A 17,548-nucleotide genomic window follows, 5' to 3' on the forward strand; every position below is an offset into this window, starting at 1 on the left:
GAGAAGACATACATATGACCAGCACTACCGCCGTCGAGATCGACGAGGGTGTCTACGAGACCGTCGCAACGCTCGACAACGGTGCCTTCGGCACCCGCACCATCCGTTTCGAGACCGGCCGTCTCGCACGCCAGGCCGCCGGTTCGGTCGTCGCCTATCTCGACGACGAGACCATGCTGCTCTCGGCCACCAGCGCCTCGAAGCAGCCCAAGGAACATTTCGACTTCTTCCCGCTGACGGTGGACGTCGAAGAGCGCATGTACGCCGCCGGCCGCATCCCCGGCTCGTTCTTCCGTCGCGAGGGACGCCCCTCCACCGACGCGATCCTCACCTGCCGCCTCATCGACCGCCCGCTGCGCCCGTCCTTCGTCGACGGCCTGCGCAACGAGATCCAGGTCGTCGTGACGGTCCTGAGCCTGAACCCGAACGACCTCTACGACGTCGTCGCGATCAACGCCGCCTCGGCGTCGACCCAGATCGCCGGCCTGCCGTTCTCCGGCCCGGTCGGTGGCGTGCGTGTCGCGCTGATCACCTCGGACGAGAGCAAGGCCGGCCAGTGGGTCGCCTTCCCGACCGTCGAGCAGCTCGAGAACGCCGTCTTCGACATGGTCGTCGCCGGTCGCATCGTCGGCGGCGCCGACAACCCGGACACCGCCGATGTCGCGATCATGATGGTCGAGGCCGAAGCGACCGAGAACGTCATCGCACTCGTCGAGGGCGGCGCCCCGGCTCCGACCGAGACCGTCGTCGCCGAGGGACTCGAGGCCGCGAAGCCGTTCATCGCCCGCCTGTGCATCGCGCAGCAGCAGCTCGCTGCCGCCGCCGCGAAGCCGACCGGCGACTTCCCGCTGTTCCCGGCCTACCAGGACGACGTCTACGCCGCTGTCGAGGCCGCTGCCTCCGACAAGCTCGCCGAGGCGCTCACCATCGCCGGCAAGCAGGAGCGCGACGACCGCACCGACGAGATCAAGCTCGAGGTTCTCGAGCAGGTCGCGCCGAACTTCGAGGGTCGCGAGAAGGAGATCGGCGCGGCCTTCCGCTCGCTCACCAAGAAGCTCGTGCGCCAGCGCATCCTGCGCGACCAGTTCCGCATCGACGGCCGCGGTGTCACCGACATCCGTGCGCTCTCGGCGGAGGTCGCGGTCGTGCCCCGCGCCCACGGTTCCGCTCTGTTCGAGCGCGGCGAGACCCAGATCATGGGCGTCACGACGCTCGACATGGTGAAGATGGCGCAGCAGGTCGACTCGCTCGGACCCGAGACGAGCAAGCGCTACATGCACCACTACAACTTCCCGCCGTACTCCACCGGTGAGACCGGCCGCGTCGGTTCGCCGAAGCGCCGTGAGATCGGCCACGGTGCACTCGCCGAGCGGGCGCTCGTCCCGGTCCTGCCGAGCCAGGAGGAGTTCCCCTACGCCATCCGTCAGGTCTCCGAGGCTCTCAGCTCGAACGGCTCGACGTCGATGGGCTCGGTCTGCGCCTCGACCCTGTCGATGCTCAACGCGGGCGTGCCGCTCAAGGCGCCCGTCGCCGGCATCGCGATGGGCCTGGTGTCCGACGAGATCGAGCTCGAGGACGGCTCCCGCGAGACCCGCTACGTCGCCCTCACCGACATCCTCGGTGCCGAGGATGCCTTCGGCGACATGGACTTCAAGGTCGCCGGCACCAAGGACTTCGTGACCGCCCTGCAGCTCGACACCAAGCTCGACGGTATCCCCTCGCAGGTGCTCGCCGGTGCGCTCTCGCAGGCACACGACGCCCGGTCCACGATCCTCGAGGTCATGGCCGAGGCCATCGACACGCCCGACGAGATGAGCGAGTTCGCACCGCGCATCACCACCATCAAGGTGCCGGTGGACAAGATCGGTGAGGTCATCGGCCCCAAGGGCAAGATGATCAACTCGATCACCGAGGAGACCGGCGCGAACATCTCCATCGAGGACGACGGCACCGTCTACGTCGGTGCTGCGGACGGCCCGTCCGCGCAGGCCGCGATCGACAAGATCAACGCCATCGCCAACCCGCAGCTGCCGAAGGTGGGCGAGCGCTTCCTCGGAACGGTCGTCAAGACCACGGCCTTCGGTGCCTTCGTGTCGCTGCTTCCGGGACGTGACGGTCTCGTGCACATCAGCAAGCTCGGCAACGGCAAGCGCATCGCGAAGGTCGAGGACGTCGTGAACGTCGGCTCGAAGATCCGCGTCGAGATCGCCGACATCGACAACCGCGGCAAGATCAGCCTCGTTCCGGTGGAGGACGAGACGGCCGAGGCCACCGCGACCGGCGAGAACACCGAGTCCTGATCCTCGACCTCGGCCGGCCGGACTTCCGGTAGGCCGAGGGGACACGCACCCGTGGCGCCCGACTCCGGTCGGGCCCCACGGGTGCGGTCGTTTCGCGGGAGGGTGGTTACCGGCGTGCAACGGCCGGATGCCGCAACGGTGAGGGATCTGCCGAAGTGGGTCCGATCCGGTCCGAGGAGTGGTTCCCTTGAGGTGTGACCACGGCCACTCCCTCGGATGTCGGACGGTTACAGGGGGCGAACCTCGCGCTCGCGACCTGGGTGTCCGCCATAAACTTCTGGGCTTGGAACATGATCGGCCCGCTCTCGACCACCTATGCCGCCGATATGTCGCTGAGCAGCACCGAAGCGTCCATGCTGGTGGCCACGCCGGTCCTCGTCGGTTCGGTCGGTCGTATCGCGGTCGGCGCCATGACGGACCGGTACGGCGGGCGGGCGATGTTCATCGCCATCTCGCTGCTGTCGATCGTGCCCGTCGTCGCGGTCGGGTTCGCCGCTGAAGCGGGATCCTTCCCGCTCCTGCTCGTCTGCGGGTTCTTTCTCGGCATCGCGGGCACCATCTTCGCCGTCGGTATCCCGTTCGCCAACAACTGGTACGAACCCGCCCGCCGGGGCTTCGCGACCGGCGTGTTCGGCGCCGGCATGGTCGGCACCGCGCTGTCCGCCTTCTTCACCCCTCGCTTCGTGAACTGGTTCGGGCTGGTTCCCACGCATCTGATGGTCGCGGGGGCCCTCGCGGTGACGGCGGTGGTCTGCATCCTCGTGATGCGCAACGCACCGTATTTCACCCCCAACACCGATCCGGTCCTGCCGAAACTGGCCGTCGCGGCGAAACTCCGTGTCACCTGGGAGATGTCGTTCCTCTACGCCGTCGTATTCGGCGGGTTCGTGGCGTTCAGCACCTACCTGCCCACCTACATCAAGACGATCTACGACTTCTCCACCGTCGACGCCGGAACACGCACCGCCGGTTTCGCGGTGGCCGCGGTCCTCGCACGGCCTGTGGGTGGAGCACTGTCGGATCGGGTGCCCCCGAAATACGTGGTGCTCACCTCCTTCGCCGGCACCGCGGTGATGGCCGTGATCGCGACCTTCAAGCCACCGGCGGATCTGTGGTCGGCCGTCACCTTCATCATGCTGGCGATCTTCCTCGGTATCGGAACCGGCGGCGTCTTCGCCTGGGTGGCCCGGCGGGCGCCCACGCACGCGGTGGGGAGTGTCACCGGCATCGTGGCCGCGGCGGGAGGGCTGGGCGGCTACTTCCCGCCTCTGGTGATGGGCGCGACCTACAACGCCGAGGACAACAACTACACGGTCGGCTTGCTCCTGCTCGCCGCGACAGCTGTGGTCTGCCTGCTGTACACCGCGTTCCGCTTGCGCGCACACGAACAGCCGAACCCGGAAGCCGGGGAATCGAGGAACCGCGCCGACCGCGGCTCCGAGATACGTAAGGAGACTCCGTGACAGACACCGTAGGAATCGGAGGCCGCGCCGAAGAACTGCTCGTGCGGAGCGGACGCTTCTTCACCTCGGGCAAGGAATCCGGCGACACGCGCACCGTCACCCGGCAGGGCGGCAGGGAAGGCGACATCTTCTACCGCGATCGATGGAGCCACGACAAGGTCGTCAGGTCCACCCACGGAGTGAACTGCACCGGCTCGTGCTCGTGGAAGATCTACGTCAAGGACGGGATCATCACCTGGGAGACACAGGAAACCGACTACCCGACGGTAGGTCCCGATCGGCCGGAATACGAGCCGCGCGGCTGCCCGCGCGGTGCGGCCTTCTCCTGGTACACCTATTCCCCGACGCGCGTGCGGTATCCCTATGCCCGGGGACTGCTCGTCGAGATGTACCGGGAGGCCCGGCAGCGTCTCGGCGACCCGGTGCTCGCGTGGGCCGAGATCCAGAACGATCCCGAACGGCGTCGCCGCTACCAGCGTGCTCGCGGTAAGGGCGGGTTGGTGAGGGTCACGTGGGCCGAGGCCACGGAGATGATCGCCGCCGCGCACGTCCACACGATCAAGGAGTACGGGCCCGATCGGGTGGCCGGGTTCTCTCCGATCCCGGCCATGTCCATGGTGTCGTTCGCCGCGGGGTCGCGTTTCATCGAACTGCTCGGCGGCGTGCTGACGTCCTTCTACGACTGGTACGCCGACCTGCCGGTGGCCTCGCCGCAGGTCTTCGGCGATCAGACCGACGTGCCGGAGTCGGGCGACTGGTGGGACGCCTCCTACCTGATGATGTGGGGTTCGAACGTGCCGGTCACGCGCACACCGGACGCCCACTGGATGACGGAAGTGCGGTACCGCGGCACCAAGGTCGTCGCGGTCAGTCCCGATTACGCCGACAACACCAAGTTCGCCGACGAGTGGATGCCGTGCGCGGCAGGCACCGACGGTGCGCTGGCGATGGCGATGGGCCACGTGCTGCTGAACGAGTTCCATGTACAGCAACGTGTCCCCTTCTTCACCGACTACGTCCGCCGGTACACCGACCTGCCGTTCCTGGTGCGGCTCGAGGAACGCGACGGGAAACTCGTGCCCGGCAAGAACCTCACCGCGGCCGATCTCGGACAGGACGTCGAGAACGCCGCCGTCAAACCGGCGTTCGTCGACGGCGCCACCGACACGGTGGTGGTGCCTCCCGGCTCCCTCGGATTCCGGTACGGCGACGACGGCATCGGGAAGTGGAACCTCGAACTCGGCGATCTCGTCCCTGCTCTGACGGTCGCGTCTGCGGGCGGGGCGGGGGAGCGCGTGGCCGTGCATCTGCCCAGCTTCGACACCCTGGACGGGCACGGCGAGAGCATCGAGCGGGGTGTGCCGGTGCGACGGATCGGCGAGCACCTCGTGTGCACCGTCTTCGATCTGATGCTCGCGCAGTACGGGGTGAACCGTCCCGAACTCGACCTTCCGGGACGATGGCCGAGCGGCTACGACGACTCCACCTCCCCGTACACACCCGCCTGGCAGGAATCGATCACCGGAGTGTCGGCGGCACAAGCGATCCGCATCGCCAAGGAGCTGGCGATCAACGCCGAGGAATCCGGCGGGCGCTCGATGATCATCATGGGCGCCGGCATCTGCCAGTGGTTCCACGGTGACGCGACCTATCGTGCCGTCCTGGCGCTGCTCATGCTCACCGGGTCCATGGGTCGAAACGGAGGCGGATGGGCACACTACGTCGGACAGGAGAAATGCCGTCCCGTCACGGGATGGGCCGCCTTGGCGATGGGGACCGACTGGAGCCGTCCACCGCGGCAGATGGCCGGCACCTCCTACTGGTACGTGCACACGGGGCAGTGGCGCTACGACGGTTACCGCGCCGACGCGCTGTCGAGTCCCCTGGGGCGAGGGCGGTTCCGCGGCAAGCACACGATGGACGTGATGACGTCTGCCGTGGCGATGGGGTGGTCGCCCTTCTACCCCCAGTTCGACCGCAGTACCCACGAGGTCGCCGAGGAAGCGAAGGCGGCGGGCCGGGAGATCCCGCAGCATGTCGCGCAGGAACTCGCCGACGGAAATCTGAAGCTGGCGATCACCGATCCCGACGACCCGCGCAACTGGCCCCGGGTGCTCAGCGTGTGGCGGTCGAATCTGCTCGGTTCGTCCAGCAAGGGCAACGAATACTTCCTCCGGCACCTGCTCGGCACCGATGCGAACGTGCAGGCCGGCCCTGCGGCAGAGGACCTGCGGCCGGGTGAGGTCACCTGGAGAGAGGACGTCCCCGACGGGAAACTCGACCTGCTCATGTCGATCGACTTCCGCATGACGTCGACGACATTGTTCTCCGACATCGTGCTTCCCGCTGCCACCTGGTACGAGAAGGGGGATCTGTCGAGTACCGACATGCATCCCTACCTCCACGCGTTCACCGCGGCAGTCGATCCGCCCTGGGAGACCCGTTCGGACTACGACGCCTTCGGCGCCATCGCGAAGGTGTTCAGCAGCCTGGCGCGCACGCACCTGGGAACCCGCACCGACATCGTGATGGGAACCCTGCAGCACGACACCCCGGGAGCGATGGCGTATCCCTCCGGTACGGAGCGGGATTGGCGATCGACGGGCGAGGTGCCGGTTCCGGGGAAGACGATGGGGCCGCTGACGGTCGTCGAACGCGACTACGGTGCGATCGCGGAGAAGTGGGCCACGCTCGGACCGCTCGTCGAGACGCTCGGGCTCAACACCAAGGGCGTGACCACCCGGCCGGATCGGGAGGTCGCCGAACTTGCGAAGAAGTTCGGTGTCATGAATTCCGGTGCCGGACAGGGTCGTCCGGCGATCGACACCGCCGAGCGTATGGCCGACACCATTCTTGCACTGTCCGGCACCTCCAACGGGAGATTGGCGGTCCAGGGGTTCCGCGAACTGGAGAAACGTACCGGCCGCAGGCTCGTGCACCTGGCGGAGGGAAGCGAGGAAAGGCGGATCACCTACGCCGACACCCAAGCCCGTCCCACGCCCGTCATCACCAGTCCCGAATGGTCGGGGAGTGAGACGGGAGGGCGCAGGTACTCGCCGTTCACGGTGAACATCGAGGAGCTCAAACCCTTCCACACCCTGACGGGACGGATGCACTTCTACCTCGACCACGACTGGTTGGAGGAACTCGGTGAGCAGCTCCCCGTCTACCGGCCCCCACTGGACATGTCGCGACTGTTCGACGAACCGGCCGTCGGCACGGGCGACGGAATCGGGCTGGCCGTTCGGTATCTGACGCCGCACTCGAAGTGGTCGATCCACTCCGAATACCAGGACAACCTGTTCATGCTCTCCCTGTCCCGGGGCGGGCCCACGATGTGGATGTCGGCCGCCGATGCCGCGAAGATCTCGGTGAGCGACAACGACTGGGTGGAGGCGGTCAACCGCAACGGTGTCATCGTGTGCCGGGCGATCGTCTCCCACCGCATGCCCGAGGGCGTCGTCTTCGTCTATCACGCGCAGGATCGCGTCATCGACGTGCCACGGACCGAGACCACCGGTACGCGCGGCGGTATCCACAACTCGCTGACGCGCATCCTCATCAAGCCCAGCCACCTGGCCGGGGGATACGCGCAGACCGCCTACGCGTTCAACTATCTCGGCCCCACGGGCAACCAGCGCGACGAGGTGACGATCGTGCGGCGCAGATCGCAGGAGGTCGTCTACTGATGTTCGTCGAGCGAACAGCCGGGCGGAGTGCGATGCAGGAAGCGAGGTGGACATGAAGGTCATGGCACAACTTGCGATGGTGATGAACCTCGACAAGTGCATCGGATGCCACACCTGCTCGGTGACCTGCAAGCAGGCATGGACCAATCGGTCGGGTACCGAGTACGTGTGGTTCAACAACGTCGAAACACGTCCGGGGCAAGGTTATCCGCGAACCTACGAGGATCAGGAACGCTGGCGCGGCGGATGGATCCGGGACTCCAAGGGCCGCGTACGCCTCCGGGACGGCGGCCGATTCGCCAAACTCGCCCGCATCTTCGCGAACCCGAAGATGCCCTCGATCCAGGACTACTACGAGCCGTGGACCTACGACTACGACAACCTCACCAACGCTCCGCTCGGAGAGCACATCCCGGTGGCGACGCCACGCAGCCTGATCTCCGGTGAGCCGATGAAGGTGCAGTGGTCGGCGAATTGGGACGACAACCTCGGTGGCTCCCCGGCGGTCGTCCCGGACGATCCGATCCTGAAGAAGGTCGGCGAGCAGGTGAAGCTCGAGTTCGAGCAGACCTTCATGTTCTACCTGCCCAGGATCTGCGAGCACTGCCTGAACCCGTCGTGTGTGGCGTCGTGCCCGTCGGGTGCGATCTACAAGCGCTCGGAGGACGGGATCGTGCTCGTCGATCAGGACCGGTGCCGCGGCTGGCGGATGTGCGTGTCCGGATGCCCGTACAAGAAGGTGTACTTCAACCACAAGACGGGCAAGGCCGAGAAGTGCACCTTCTGCTATCCCCGGGTGGAGGTGGGCCTGCCCACCGTGTGCTCGGAGACGTGCGTGGGACGGCTGCGGTACATCGGGCTCGTCCTCTACGACGTCGACCGCGTGCTGGAGGCGGCCTCGGTGGAGGACGAGAAGGACCTGTACGCGGCGCAACGTGACGTGCTGCTCGATCCCAAGGATCCCGACGTGATCGCCGGCGCCCGCGCCGAAGGGATCTCCGACGAGTGGATCGAGGCCGCCCAGCGTTCACCCGTCTACGACCTGATCAGCACCTACCGGGTGGCGCTGCCCCTGCATCCGGAATATCGGACGATGCCCATGGTCTGGTACGTGCCGCCGCTCTCGCCCGTCGTCGACGCCGTGAGCCGCGAGGGGCACGACGGCGAGGACATCGGCAATCTCTTCGGCGCCCTGGACGCACTGCGCATCCCCGTCGCGTACCTCGCGGAACTGTTCACGGCCGGAGACACCGGTGTCGTCGAGGCCGTGCTGCGTCGGCTCGCCGCGATGCGCTCGTACATGCGTGACATCAATCTGGGACGCGAGACCCGTCCCGAGATCCCCGAATCCGTCGGCATGAGCGAAGAGCAGATCTACGCGATGTACCGGCTCCTCGCACTCGCCAAGTACGACGAGCGGTACGTCATCCCGACCGCGTACGCGGCCGAAGGCCATCGGCTGGAGGAGACCGCGACGGACTGCGCGCTGTCCTACGAGGGTGGACCCGGGATGTACGACTCCTCCGGTCCGTTCGGTGAGGCCAGCGGCACCCCCGTCCCGGTGGCGGTCGAGACCTTCCACGCTCTCGCCCAGCGGCAGACGAGCGAAGGCCTCGGAGCGAACGCGTCGAATCCCTCGCGGGTGAACCTGCTCAACTGGGACGGCAAAGGCGTGCCGACCGGCATGTTCCCGGGTGGACGTGAGGGGAACGGGGACGGGGACGGGCGATGAGACTGCTGCGTTCACGACGCGCGGCCTCCGATCGCGCCCTGCACCATCGTCTCGTCCGTCAGTCCGCGTCCCTGCTGCTCGCCTATCCCGACGAGGAGCACCGCGAACGGCTCGGCACGGTCGAGCAGCTTCTCGAGCACATCACCGGGCCCGAGAAGGACATGCTGGCTACGGCTGCTCGTGAACTGGGCGCGAAAGACCTTCTCTCCACGGCGCAGCAGTACGTCGAGACCTTCGACCTGCGGCGGCGTTCGACGATGTACCTGACCTACTGGACGTCGGGGGACACCCGCAATCGTGGAGCCGAGATGCACGCCTTCGCGAGTGTCTATCGTGCCGCGGGTGTCGTGCCTCCTGCCGACGAGTCACCCGACCATCTCCCGGTGGTCCTCGAGTTCACCGCGAACGTCGATCCCACCTCCGGAGAGGAACTCCTCACTCGCTATCGGGTGGCGCTGGATGTGCTCCATGCTTCCCTGCGCGACGCGCGCTCCCCGTACGCGCAGGTCGTCGAGGCGGTCTGTGCGACCCTCCCGCCGGCGACCGACCAGGAGGAGGAACGGGCCCGGCGCCTCGCGCAGGCGGGACCGCCCCGCGAATCGATCGGTCTCCAGCCGTTCACGCTGACGGTGCCACCCCGGACCGGCCGGACGCCGCCGAAAGGAACCTCGCAATCATGACCGCAGGAGAGATCTTCTGGGACGTAGTGCCGTATGTGACACTGGCGATTCTCGTGGTGGGCACCTGGTGGCGGTACCGCTACGACAAGTTCGGGTGGACCACCCGGTCGTCCGAGCTGTACGAGGCACGCATCCTGCGTATCGCCAGCCCGCTGTTCCATTTCGGGATCCTGGTCGTGATCGTGGGGCACTTCATCGGTCTGGTGATTCCGCAGTCCTGGACCGACGCCATCGGTATCGACGAGCACGCCTATCACGTGCAGGCACTCGTCCTGGGTGCGATCGCAGGATTCTCGACCCTCGTGGGGATCGTGCTGCTGATCTACCGCCGCCGCACCAACGGACCGGTCTTCTCCGCCACCACCCTCAACGACAAGATGATGTACGTCGTGCTCGTCGCTGCGATCGTGGTGGGACTGGCGACGACCCTCCTGGGTGCGGGCGCCGTGGGTGAAGAACACAACTACCGGCAGACCGTGTCGCCGTGGTTCCGGTCGATCTGGGTGCTGCAGCCCCGCGGGGACCTCATGGCGGAGGCGCCGTTCACCTTCCAGTTGCACACCTTCGTCGGTCTCGTGCTGTTCGCCATCTGGCCCTTCACGCGCCTGGTCCATGCGTTCAGTGCGCCGGTGGCCTATCTGTTCCGGCCGTACATCGTCTATCGCAGTCGCGACGAGGCCCCTCCCGGACGACTCGTGGGTTCGGAACCGCGGCGACGGGGATGGTGAGCACGCGCAGCCTGCCGTAGGTGGAGGGCCCGGAGGTCGGGTGTACTGTGAAATGTTCCGCGCCCTCCCGACCTGTCAGGACCACCGAAGATCCCCATGGCTGCCAGTTCCCACGTGAAGAACGATGCTTCGACTCCCGTACCCCTTGCGGAGACCGGCGTCCGCCGCTCGGTTCTACCCGGGGGAGTGCGAGTCGTCACCGAGCACGTCCCCGGAGTGCGCTCGGCCGCCGTCGGCGTGTGGGTCGGTGTCGGCTCGCGCGACGAGCAGCGATCGGTCGCAGGTGCCGCCCACTTCCTCGAACACCTGCTGTTCAAGGCGACCCCGACCCGCACCGCCCTCGACATCGCAGAGACGATGGACGGGATCGGCGGTGAGCTCAACGCCTTCACCAGCAAAGAACACACCTGCTTCTATGCGCACGTGCTCGACGACGACCTGCCCATCGCCGTCGACGTCGTCGCCGATGTCGTGTTGCGCGGCCGGTGCCTGAGCACGGACGTCGACGTGGAACGGCAGGTGGTGCTCGAGGAGATCGCGATGCGCGACGACGATCCCGAGGACCTGCTCGGCGACTCGCTGCTCACGGCCCTGTACGGCGATCACCCCCTCGGCCGCCCGATCATCGGTTCCGCGGAGTCGATCGAGTCGATGAGCCGGACCCAACTGCATTCCTTCCACGTGCGCCGCTACACCCCGCCCCGGATGGTCGTCGCGGTCGCCGGCAATGTCGATCACGGACATACCGTCGAACTGGTACGACGAGCCTTCGCCGGGCATCTCGACGATGCCGCGGTTCCCGCGCCCTGCCGGAACGGGCGGCTCGAACTGCGGACCGCGCCCACCATGAGCATCGTCGAACGCGACAACGAGCAGGCCCATCTCACCCTCGGGGTGCGGTCCTTCGGTCGCCACGACGGTCGCCGGTGGGCGCTGTCGGTGCTCAACGCCGCCGTCGGCGGTGGCCTGAGTTCGCGGCTGTTCCAGGAAGTGCGCGAGAAGCGTGGCCTGGCCTATTCGGTGTATTCGGGAACCGACACCTTCGCCGACACCGGTGCCTTCTCCGTGTATGCGGGCTGCCAGCCGGAGAATCTCGGTGAGGTCGCCGCCGTCGTGCGGGAGGTGCTCACCGATGTGGCCGAACACGGCATCACCGATGCGGAATGTGCTCGGGCCAAGGGGTCGCTGCGCGGCGGTCTCGTTCTCGGGCTCGAGGACACGGGGGCGCGCATGCACCGGATCGGCCGCAGCGAGCTGAGTTACGGGCAGCACTGGAGTCTCACCGAGACCCTGGAACGGATCTCGTCCGTGTCCGCCGAGGAAGTGCGCAGCGTCGCCGTGGACCTGCTGCACCGGCCCTTCGCCGTCGCGGTCGCCGGTCCTTACCGGCGTGTGCGCGATCTTCCGGCCTCGGTGCGCGAACTCGTGTCCTGAAGCCGTCGCAGCTCGGTGAGCCGGCTCCTCAGTCGATCGATGTCGCGTTCGACGGGGCCGGCCGTCGCAACGAGTTCGGGGACCGCGACATCCGAGACGAACACGCACCGCACGCCACGGTCGTAGAGAACGTCCACCAGATTGGCGAAGCGCTGGGCGGGTTCGCGCCCGGCGACCAGCAGGTTCGGAATTCCGTCGATCACCCACTCCGGCCAGTTCTCCGCCAGTGCCAGATAGTCGGCGGGTGCCGTGATGTGCCCGCAGAGGTCGTGGAAGTCGAACCACAGGCAGTCCTCCCGTGCCCGGAGAGCGCGCAGGGGGCGGCCGGCGGGGACGAGGATGCGGCGTTCGGGCGGGGCCGGTCGCTCGATCCCCAGCTGTCGTAGCTGTCGGTCGGACGGGGTGGTCGCCCATGTCCCCGATGCGAACCCGCGCGTGTGGTCCGAGTGGACCCGGTGATCGAGGGGACCGTCGAGCGCGACGACCGTCGCGCAGCGCTCGAGGAGTTCGATCGTCGGGACGAAGTCGTCGTGGAAGAGCGGATTGGGCAGCAGCTCCCGGGGCGGATAGTTGGAGGTCACGACGAGGCGTATCCGGCGTGCCAGGAGGGCGGGGACGAGCCGGGCGACGAACGTGCCGTCTGCGGGATCGTGAACGTGGAATTCGTCGAAGTACACGAGTTCGGCGCTGCCGATCAGGCGGTCGAGCGAGGCTTCGAGATCGAAGTGGTGCCGGCGGAGTTCAGCGTGCAGATCACGGAAGAACTCGTGGAAATGGACGCGGACCTTGTTCGTGCCGGGGAACGCCGACCAGTACATCTCCGCCAGCCAGCTCTTCCCTCGCCCCGGTGGTCCCCACAGATAGATGTTCGGGCACCCGGGAGCGCACAGCTGCTCGATCGCTTCGTGCTGCGCGGGATCCAGCACGAAGCCCCGCAGCCGGGCGGCGTCCTCGAACACGGTGCGGGGGACCGGGTTCGACGCAGGGGACACTCGTCGGCGTCGCAACCTCACGAGGCCGGACTCTATCATCGTAGAGTGACCATCTCCCGTGAATCCTCCTCCCGGCGGTCGGCGATCTGCGATGCCGCACTCGAACTGGCTGCCCGCGGCGGTAACCACGCGGTGACACATCAGGGGATCGACACCCACCTCGGTCTGCCCAAAGGGTCGACCTCCTACTATTTCCGCACCCGCCATGCGCTCGTCTCGGCGGCGATCACCCACCTCACGGAACGGTCGCGGGCGGATTTCGCTGCTCTGCGTTCCGGGATACCGGAGGACGGCCCGCCCGATCCTGCCCGTCCGATCGCGACCTACCTCGAACGTCTGCTCACCCGCCGGCGGAACGACGTGCTCGCCCGGTACGCACTCGCGACCGACGCGCAGTCCGCTCCCGAGCTGGCCGCGGCGCTGTCGACATGCATGTTCTCGGTATCCGCAGCGACCGATCTGATGCGAGACCTCGGCGCGCACGAGCCGGAGGCCGCAGCGCGAGATCTGGTGACCTTGCTCGAAGGGGTGGTCTTCGACTACACCCACGGCACACGTGCCCACACTTCCTCCGGTCCTCGGGCATCGCGCAGCGAGGACATCCGTTCGATCGTCGGCCGGTGGATCGACACCCTCCGCGCGACTCGGTAGCGGCGCTCGCCCCGCTCGGGACATCCGCTGGTCGTTGCGTAGGATTTCCGGGAGACGGCAACGAAAGGGCGTGACGACGCAGTGGAAGCAACAAAGGTTCGGGTGGGTGTGCTCGGTGCTGCGGGCAAGGTCGGTCAGGCGATCTGTGCCGCTGTCGAAGCCGCGCCGGACCTCGAGCTCGTCGCCACCGTCGACAAGGGTGACTCTCTCGACACATTCGTCGGTTCGCAGACCCAGGTGGTCGTCGACTTCACCCATCCCGACGTCGTCATGGACAACCTGCGTTTCCTCGTCGAGAACGGCATCCATGCCGTGGTCGGTACGACCGGCTTCGACGACGAGCGCCTGGACCGGGTGCGCAGCTGGCTGGCCGGCCGACCCGAGGTGGGCGTGCTCATCGCGCCGAACTTCGCGATCGGTGCGGTGCTGTCGATGCGCTTCGCGCAGGCCGCTGCCCGGTTCTTCGATTCGGTCGAGGTGATCGAGCTGCACCATCCCAACAAGGCCGATGCCCCGTCCGGTACGGCCTACCGCACCGCCCGGTTGATCGCGCAGGCGCGAGCCGAGGCCGGAGTGGCCCCGAGCCCGGATGCCACCACCACCGAACTGGAGGGGGCACGAGGCGCCGACGTCGACGGTGTCCGAGTGCACTCCGTGCGACTCGCCGGTCTCGTCGCCCACCAGGAAGTGCTGCTCGGCACCCAGGGCGAGACACTCATCATCCGCCACGACTCGATCGACCGCTCCTCCTTCGCACCCGGGGTGCTGCTCGGAGTGCGGGAGATCGGTGGGCGCCCGGGGCTGACCCTCGGCATCGATCCTCTCCTGGATCTGTGAGCCCGAACCTGTGAGAACCGGCCTGCTGAAAGTCCTCGTGCCCATCGCGTTCATCGTGGTGGCGCTGGGTTTCTACTTCGTTCTGCTCGGCTCGTCCGGCGTGAAACTCGTCCGTTCCGGTGAGATCGCGGCGATCGGACTCGGAATCGGCATCCTCATCCTCCCCGTCGTGGGTGCCTGGATCGTCTACGCGACCATCCGCGCCGGGCTGCAGCATCAGCGTCTCGCCCGTCGTATCCACGAGGAAGGGCTCGAACTCGACGTCGACGGTCTGCCGCGCATGCCGTCCGGCCGGATCGAGCGGGACGCCGCCGACGAACTCTTCGCGGTGGTGAAGCAGGAGTGGGAGGCGGACCCCGACAACTGGCGCAATTCGTACCGACTCGCGCGTGCCTACGACTACGCCGGAGACCGGAGTCGCGCCCGCGAGACGATGCGGCGGGCCGTCGCCCTCGAGAAACTCGAACGGGACGGGCACTCGGGTTCCTGAGCTGCGAGCGGCTTTGACAACACACTGCCGGTGACGCAGCCTGCTCATGTGACAGACGAGGCGCAGAGCGAGACGTCCGACCGGTCGGAGGAAGCGCGCACGGTGCTGGTGGTCCATCACACGCCGTCGCCGTCCACCCGTGAGATCCTCGAAGCGGTGCTGGCCGGAGCGCGGGATCCGGAGATCCCGGGTGTCGCCGTGCGTGTGGTGCCTGCGCTGGGCGCAACGGTGCCCGACGTGTTGTCGGCCGACGGTTTCCTGTTCGGCACCACGGCCAACTTCGGTTACATGTCGGGTGCGCTCAAACACTTCTTCGACACCGTCTACTATCCGTGCCTCGACGCGGTGGCGGGCCGCCCCTACGGCCTGTGGGTGCACGGGAACAACGACACGGCCGGGGCCGTGTCGTCCGTTCGCCGGTTGGTCACCGGGATGGGCCTCGTGCAGGCGGCCGCCGATCTCGAGATCACCGGCCCGGTCGACGCGAAGGTGCGCGAACAGTGCTACGAACTCGGCGCCGTCGTCGCGGCGACCGCAGCCGGCGAGATCTGAGGATCAGCGGACGTGTTTCGCTCCGCGATCAGCGGAAGTGTTTTTCCGTGAACGACGTGAGGCCTTTCCCGGCGGTTTCGAGTGCCATCTTCTCCGCGCGCCGGACCAGGAAGCCGGGGACCGGGATCTTCGGATCGATGGTCAGCGAGAACTCGACGGCCGTACCGGCCCCCTTGGAGGCCAGGGCGTAGGTGCCGTCCTGCTGACGTTGCTGGCTGCTCTCGACGAGGGTCCACGACATCGACTCGTCGCCGTTCCACGAGTATTCGACGACCTGCTCGTCCGTGATGCCGACGATCGAGACGATCATCCGCACACGGTTCGGGCGTCCGTCGGGGTGGGTGGATTCGACCGTCACGGACTTGTGGGTCGACGACCATTCCGGCAGGCGTTCGACTGCAGCGAGCGCCGCCATCACCTGCTCGGGGGTCGCATCGATATCGAAACTCCTGGTACTGCTGACCGCCATGCGACCTCCGTCTCGCCCGGGATGTGTGCCTCGGCACTCTATCCTGCAGTGAGTTGCCTCACGTCCGGTCGTCGGAATCCGTATCGCCGGGGCCGGTGGTCTCCTCCTTCCCGGGCGGCTGCTGCTCGGTGGGTGCGGACGGAGACGGCTTCGTCCACCCGCCCTGGCGACGCCATTCGTCGGCCCGGCGCTGATAACGCATCTGCTCCCGCAGTGCCCCCTGCACGGCCTGCGCCATCCAGGAATTGAGCGACAGGCCGCTCTGCTGCGCGGCTTCCTCCGCCTTCGTCTTGATCTGCTCGACGAGACGCAGGGTCACGCGACTGATGTCACCCGTCATCTCCTCGAACGAGGGAGTCGGATCCTGGTGGGGCGGAGCGGGGTCACTGTGCACGACCGGCACGGCGTCGGTGCCGTCGAGGCGCACGGTGACGGTGCGGTCGCCCAGTTCGTCGCTGATCTCGTTGGCCATGTCCGACAGCGCGGCCAGCACGGCCAGGCGAACCGGAGCGGCGATGGCGGTCGCCAGGGCGGCAGCGGTGCGGCGGGTCTGCTCGTCCCCGAGTTCGGCCGCGGAAATCACCGAGTCGGTGATGGCGGATGTGTACTTGTCGATATCCATAGCGTCAGTGTGACGTCACAAATGATGTCGTGCAAGGCGTCACCATGATGTCATCGTCCGGTGTGGATCGGGCCGCGTTACTGTGCGGACGAGACGACCGTGCCTTCCGGGGTGCGCGACGACGACAGGCGAGGAGGAGACGATGGCGCCCGAACCCGCCGACCCGAAGGTCCGGCTCATCGCCACGACGGAGTTCCACCCTCCCGAGGACGTCGTCTGGGACACCGACGCCGAGGGCGGGGAAGCTCTGATCGAGTTCGCCGGCCGAGCGTGCTACCAGAGCTGGTCGAAGCCGAACCCCCGGACGGCGACCAACGCCGGCTATCTCCGTCATCTGCTCACGGTCGGCCACCTGTCGGTCCTCGAACACGCCACGGCGACCTTCTACATCACCGGGATCTCGCGCTCGTGCACGCACGAGCTGATCCGGCACCGGCACTTCTCGTTCTCGCAGTTGTCCCAGCGTTTCGTCGCCGACGGCGATGTGCCCGTGGTGGTACCGCCGGCCATCGAGGGTGACGCAGAACTCGAGGAGCTGTTCTTCGCAGCCGCCGAGCGCAGCCGCGAGGCCTATCTGGCGTTGCTTGCGGCACTGGACGCGAAACTGTCGCATCTTCCTGCGGGCCCACTGCGTGCCAAGCAGGTCCGGGAGGCCGCCCGGGCGGTGCTTCCCAACGCCACCGAGACCCGCATCGTGGTCACCGGCAACTACCGCTCGTGGCGGCACTTCGTGGCCATGCGTGCCACCGAACATGCCGACGTCGAGATCCGGCGGCTCGCCGTCGAATGTGTGCGTCAGCTCGCGGACGCGGCACCCCACGCTTTCTCGGACTTCGCGATCAGCCCCCTGGCGGACGGCAGCGAGATCGCGGTGCCCACTCTCGCCGCAGATATCTGATCCTCCGCAGA

General features: G+C 67.2%; 15 protein-coding genes. 12 read left to right on the top strand and 3 right to left on the bottom strand.

From position 1 onward, the window contains the following. Positions 1-14 precede the first annotated feature (14 nt). The 7 genes from MOM01_RS05035 to MOM01_RS05065 all read left to right on the top strand — a co-directional run bounded on the left by MOM01_RS05035 (position 15) and on the right by MOM01_RS05065 (position 12,026). Entirely contained in the window at positions 15-2,300 is a 2,286-nt protein-coding gene (locus tag MOM01_RS05035) for a polyribonucleotide nucleotidyltransferase (protein ID WP_241384289.1), read from the top strand. Between the two features lie 194 nt (positions 2,301-2,494). Continuing rightward, on the top strand, positions 2,495-3,763 hold the full coding sequence (locus MOM01_RS05040; RefSeq protein WP_308196964.1) for a nitrate/nitrite transporter: 1,269 nt from the start codon (positions 2,495-2,497) through the stop codon (positions 3,761-3,763). Beyond that, positions 3,760-7,452: a nitrate reductase subunit alpha gene (locus MOM01_RS05045; protein ID WP_241384290.1), complete on the top strand. Its 3,693-nt coding sequence runs from the start codon at positions 3,760-3,762 to the stop codon at positions 7,450-7,452. Before MOM01_RS05040 ends, MOM01_RS05045 begins: the two co-directional genes overlap by 4 nt. A gap of 52 nt (positions 7,453-7,504) precedes the next feature. Next, positions 7,505-9,184: a nitrate reductase subunit beta gene (gene narH / locus MOM01_RS05050; protein ID WP_241384291.1), complete on the top strand. Its 1,680-nt coding sequence runs from the start codon at positions 7,505-7,507 to the stop codon at positions 9,182-9,184. After that, positions 9,181-9,864 (top strand): nitrate reductase molybdenum cofactor assembly chaperone, encoded by a 684-nt coding sequence (gene narJ / locus MOM01_RS05055; protein WP_241384292.1) that lies wholly within the window; start codon positions 9,181-9,183, stop codon positions 9,862-9,864. The genes narH and narJ overlap by 4 nt, the downstream gene beginning before the upstream one ends. Then, a complete protein-coding gene (gene narI, locus MOM01_RS05060) occupies positions 9,861-10,592 on the top strand; it encodes a respiratory nitrate reductase subunit gamma (RefSeq protein WP_241384293.1) in 732 nt (243 codons plus the stop codon). The genes narJ and narI overlap by 4 nt, the downstream gene beginning before the upstream one ends. A gap of 96 nt (positions 10,593-10,688) precedes the next feature. Then, the gene (locus MOM01_RS05065) at positions 10,689-12,026 is read left to right on the top strand and encodes a M16 family metallopeptidase (protein WP_241384294.1); all 1,338 of its coding nucleotides are present in this window, start codon (positions 10,689-10,691) and stop codon (positions 12,024-12,026) included. On the opposite strand, the gene zapE is transcribed toward MOM01_RS05065, so the two are convergent. Next, positions 11,975-13,039, bottom strand: a complete 1,065-nt coding sequence (gene zapE / locus MOM01_RS05070; protein ID WP_241384295.1) for a cell division protein ZapE — start codon at positions 13,037-13,039, stop codon at positions 11,975-11,977. The genes MOM01_RS05065 and zapE overlap by 52 nt on opposite strands. A gap of 24 nt (positions 13,040-13,063) precedes the next feature. Between zapE and MOM01_RS05075 the strand changes: the two genes are divergently transcribed. The 4 genes from MOM01_RS05075 (at position 13,064) to MOM01_RS05090 (ending at position 15,548) form a co-directional block, all read left to right on the top strand. Next, complete coding sequence (locus MOM01_RS05075) at positions 13,064-13,669, top strand: TetR/AcrR family transcriptional regulator (RefSeq protein ID WP_241384296.1); 606 nt, start codon at positions 13,064-13,066, stop codon at positions 13,667-13,669. 102 nt (positions 13,670-13,771) lie between these two features. Beyond that, complete coding sequence (gene dapB, locus MOM01_RS05080; protein ID WP_241384297.1) at positions 13,772-14,506, top strand: 4-hydroxy-tetrahydrodipicolinate reductase; 735 nt, start codon at positions 13,772-13,774, stop codon at positions 14,504-14,506. Positions 14,507-14,516: 10 nt separating this feature from the next. Beyond that, the gene (locus MOM01_RS05085) at positions 14,517-14,996 is read left to right on the top strand and encodes a hypothetical protein (protein WP_241384298.1); all 480 of its coding nucleotides are present in this window, start codon (positions 14,517-14,519) and stop codon (positions 14,994-14,996) included. A 48-nt stretch (positions 14,997-15,044) separates the two neighbouring features. Next, a complete protein-coding gene (locus MOM01_RS05090) occupies positions 15,045-15,548 on the top strand; it encodes a flavodoxin family protein (protein WP_241384299.1) in 504 nt (167 codons plus the stop codon). A gap of 28 nt (positions 15,549-15,576) precedes the next feature. Here MOM01_RS05090 and MOM01_RS05095 read toward each other — a convergent pair whose 3' ends face one another. Further along, complete coding sequence (locus MOM01_RS05095) at positions 15,577-16,017, bottom strand: SRPBCC family protein (protein ID WP_241384300.1); 441 nt, start codon at positions 16,015-16,017, stop codon at positions 15,577-15,579. Between the two features lie 58 nt (positions 16,018-16,075). Further along, positions 16,076-16,639 (bottom strand): hypothetical protein, encoded by a 564-nt coding sequence (locus MOM01_RS05100; protein ID WP_241384301.1) that lies wholly within the window; start codon positions 16,637-16,639, stop codon positions 16,076-16,078. Between the two features lie 142 nt (positions 16,640-16,781). Here MOM01_RS05100 and thyX point away from each other — a divergent pair, with 142 nt between their 5' ends. Then, on the top strand, positions 16,782-17,537 hold the full coding sequence (thyX, locus tag MOM01_RS05105) for an FAD-dependent thymidylate synthase (protein WP_241384302.1): 756 nt from the start codon (positions 16,782-16,784) through the stop codon (positions 17,535-17,537). Positions 17,538-17,548 lie beyond the last annotated feature (11 nt).

This window comes from Rhodococcus sp. CH91 (assembly GCF_022554085.1).
Taxonomy (GTDB): Bacteria; Actinomycetota; Actinomycetes; order Mycobacteriales; family Mycobacteriaceae; genus Rhodococcus.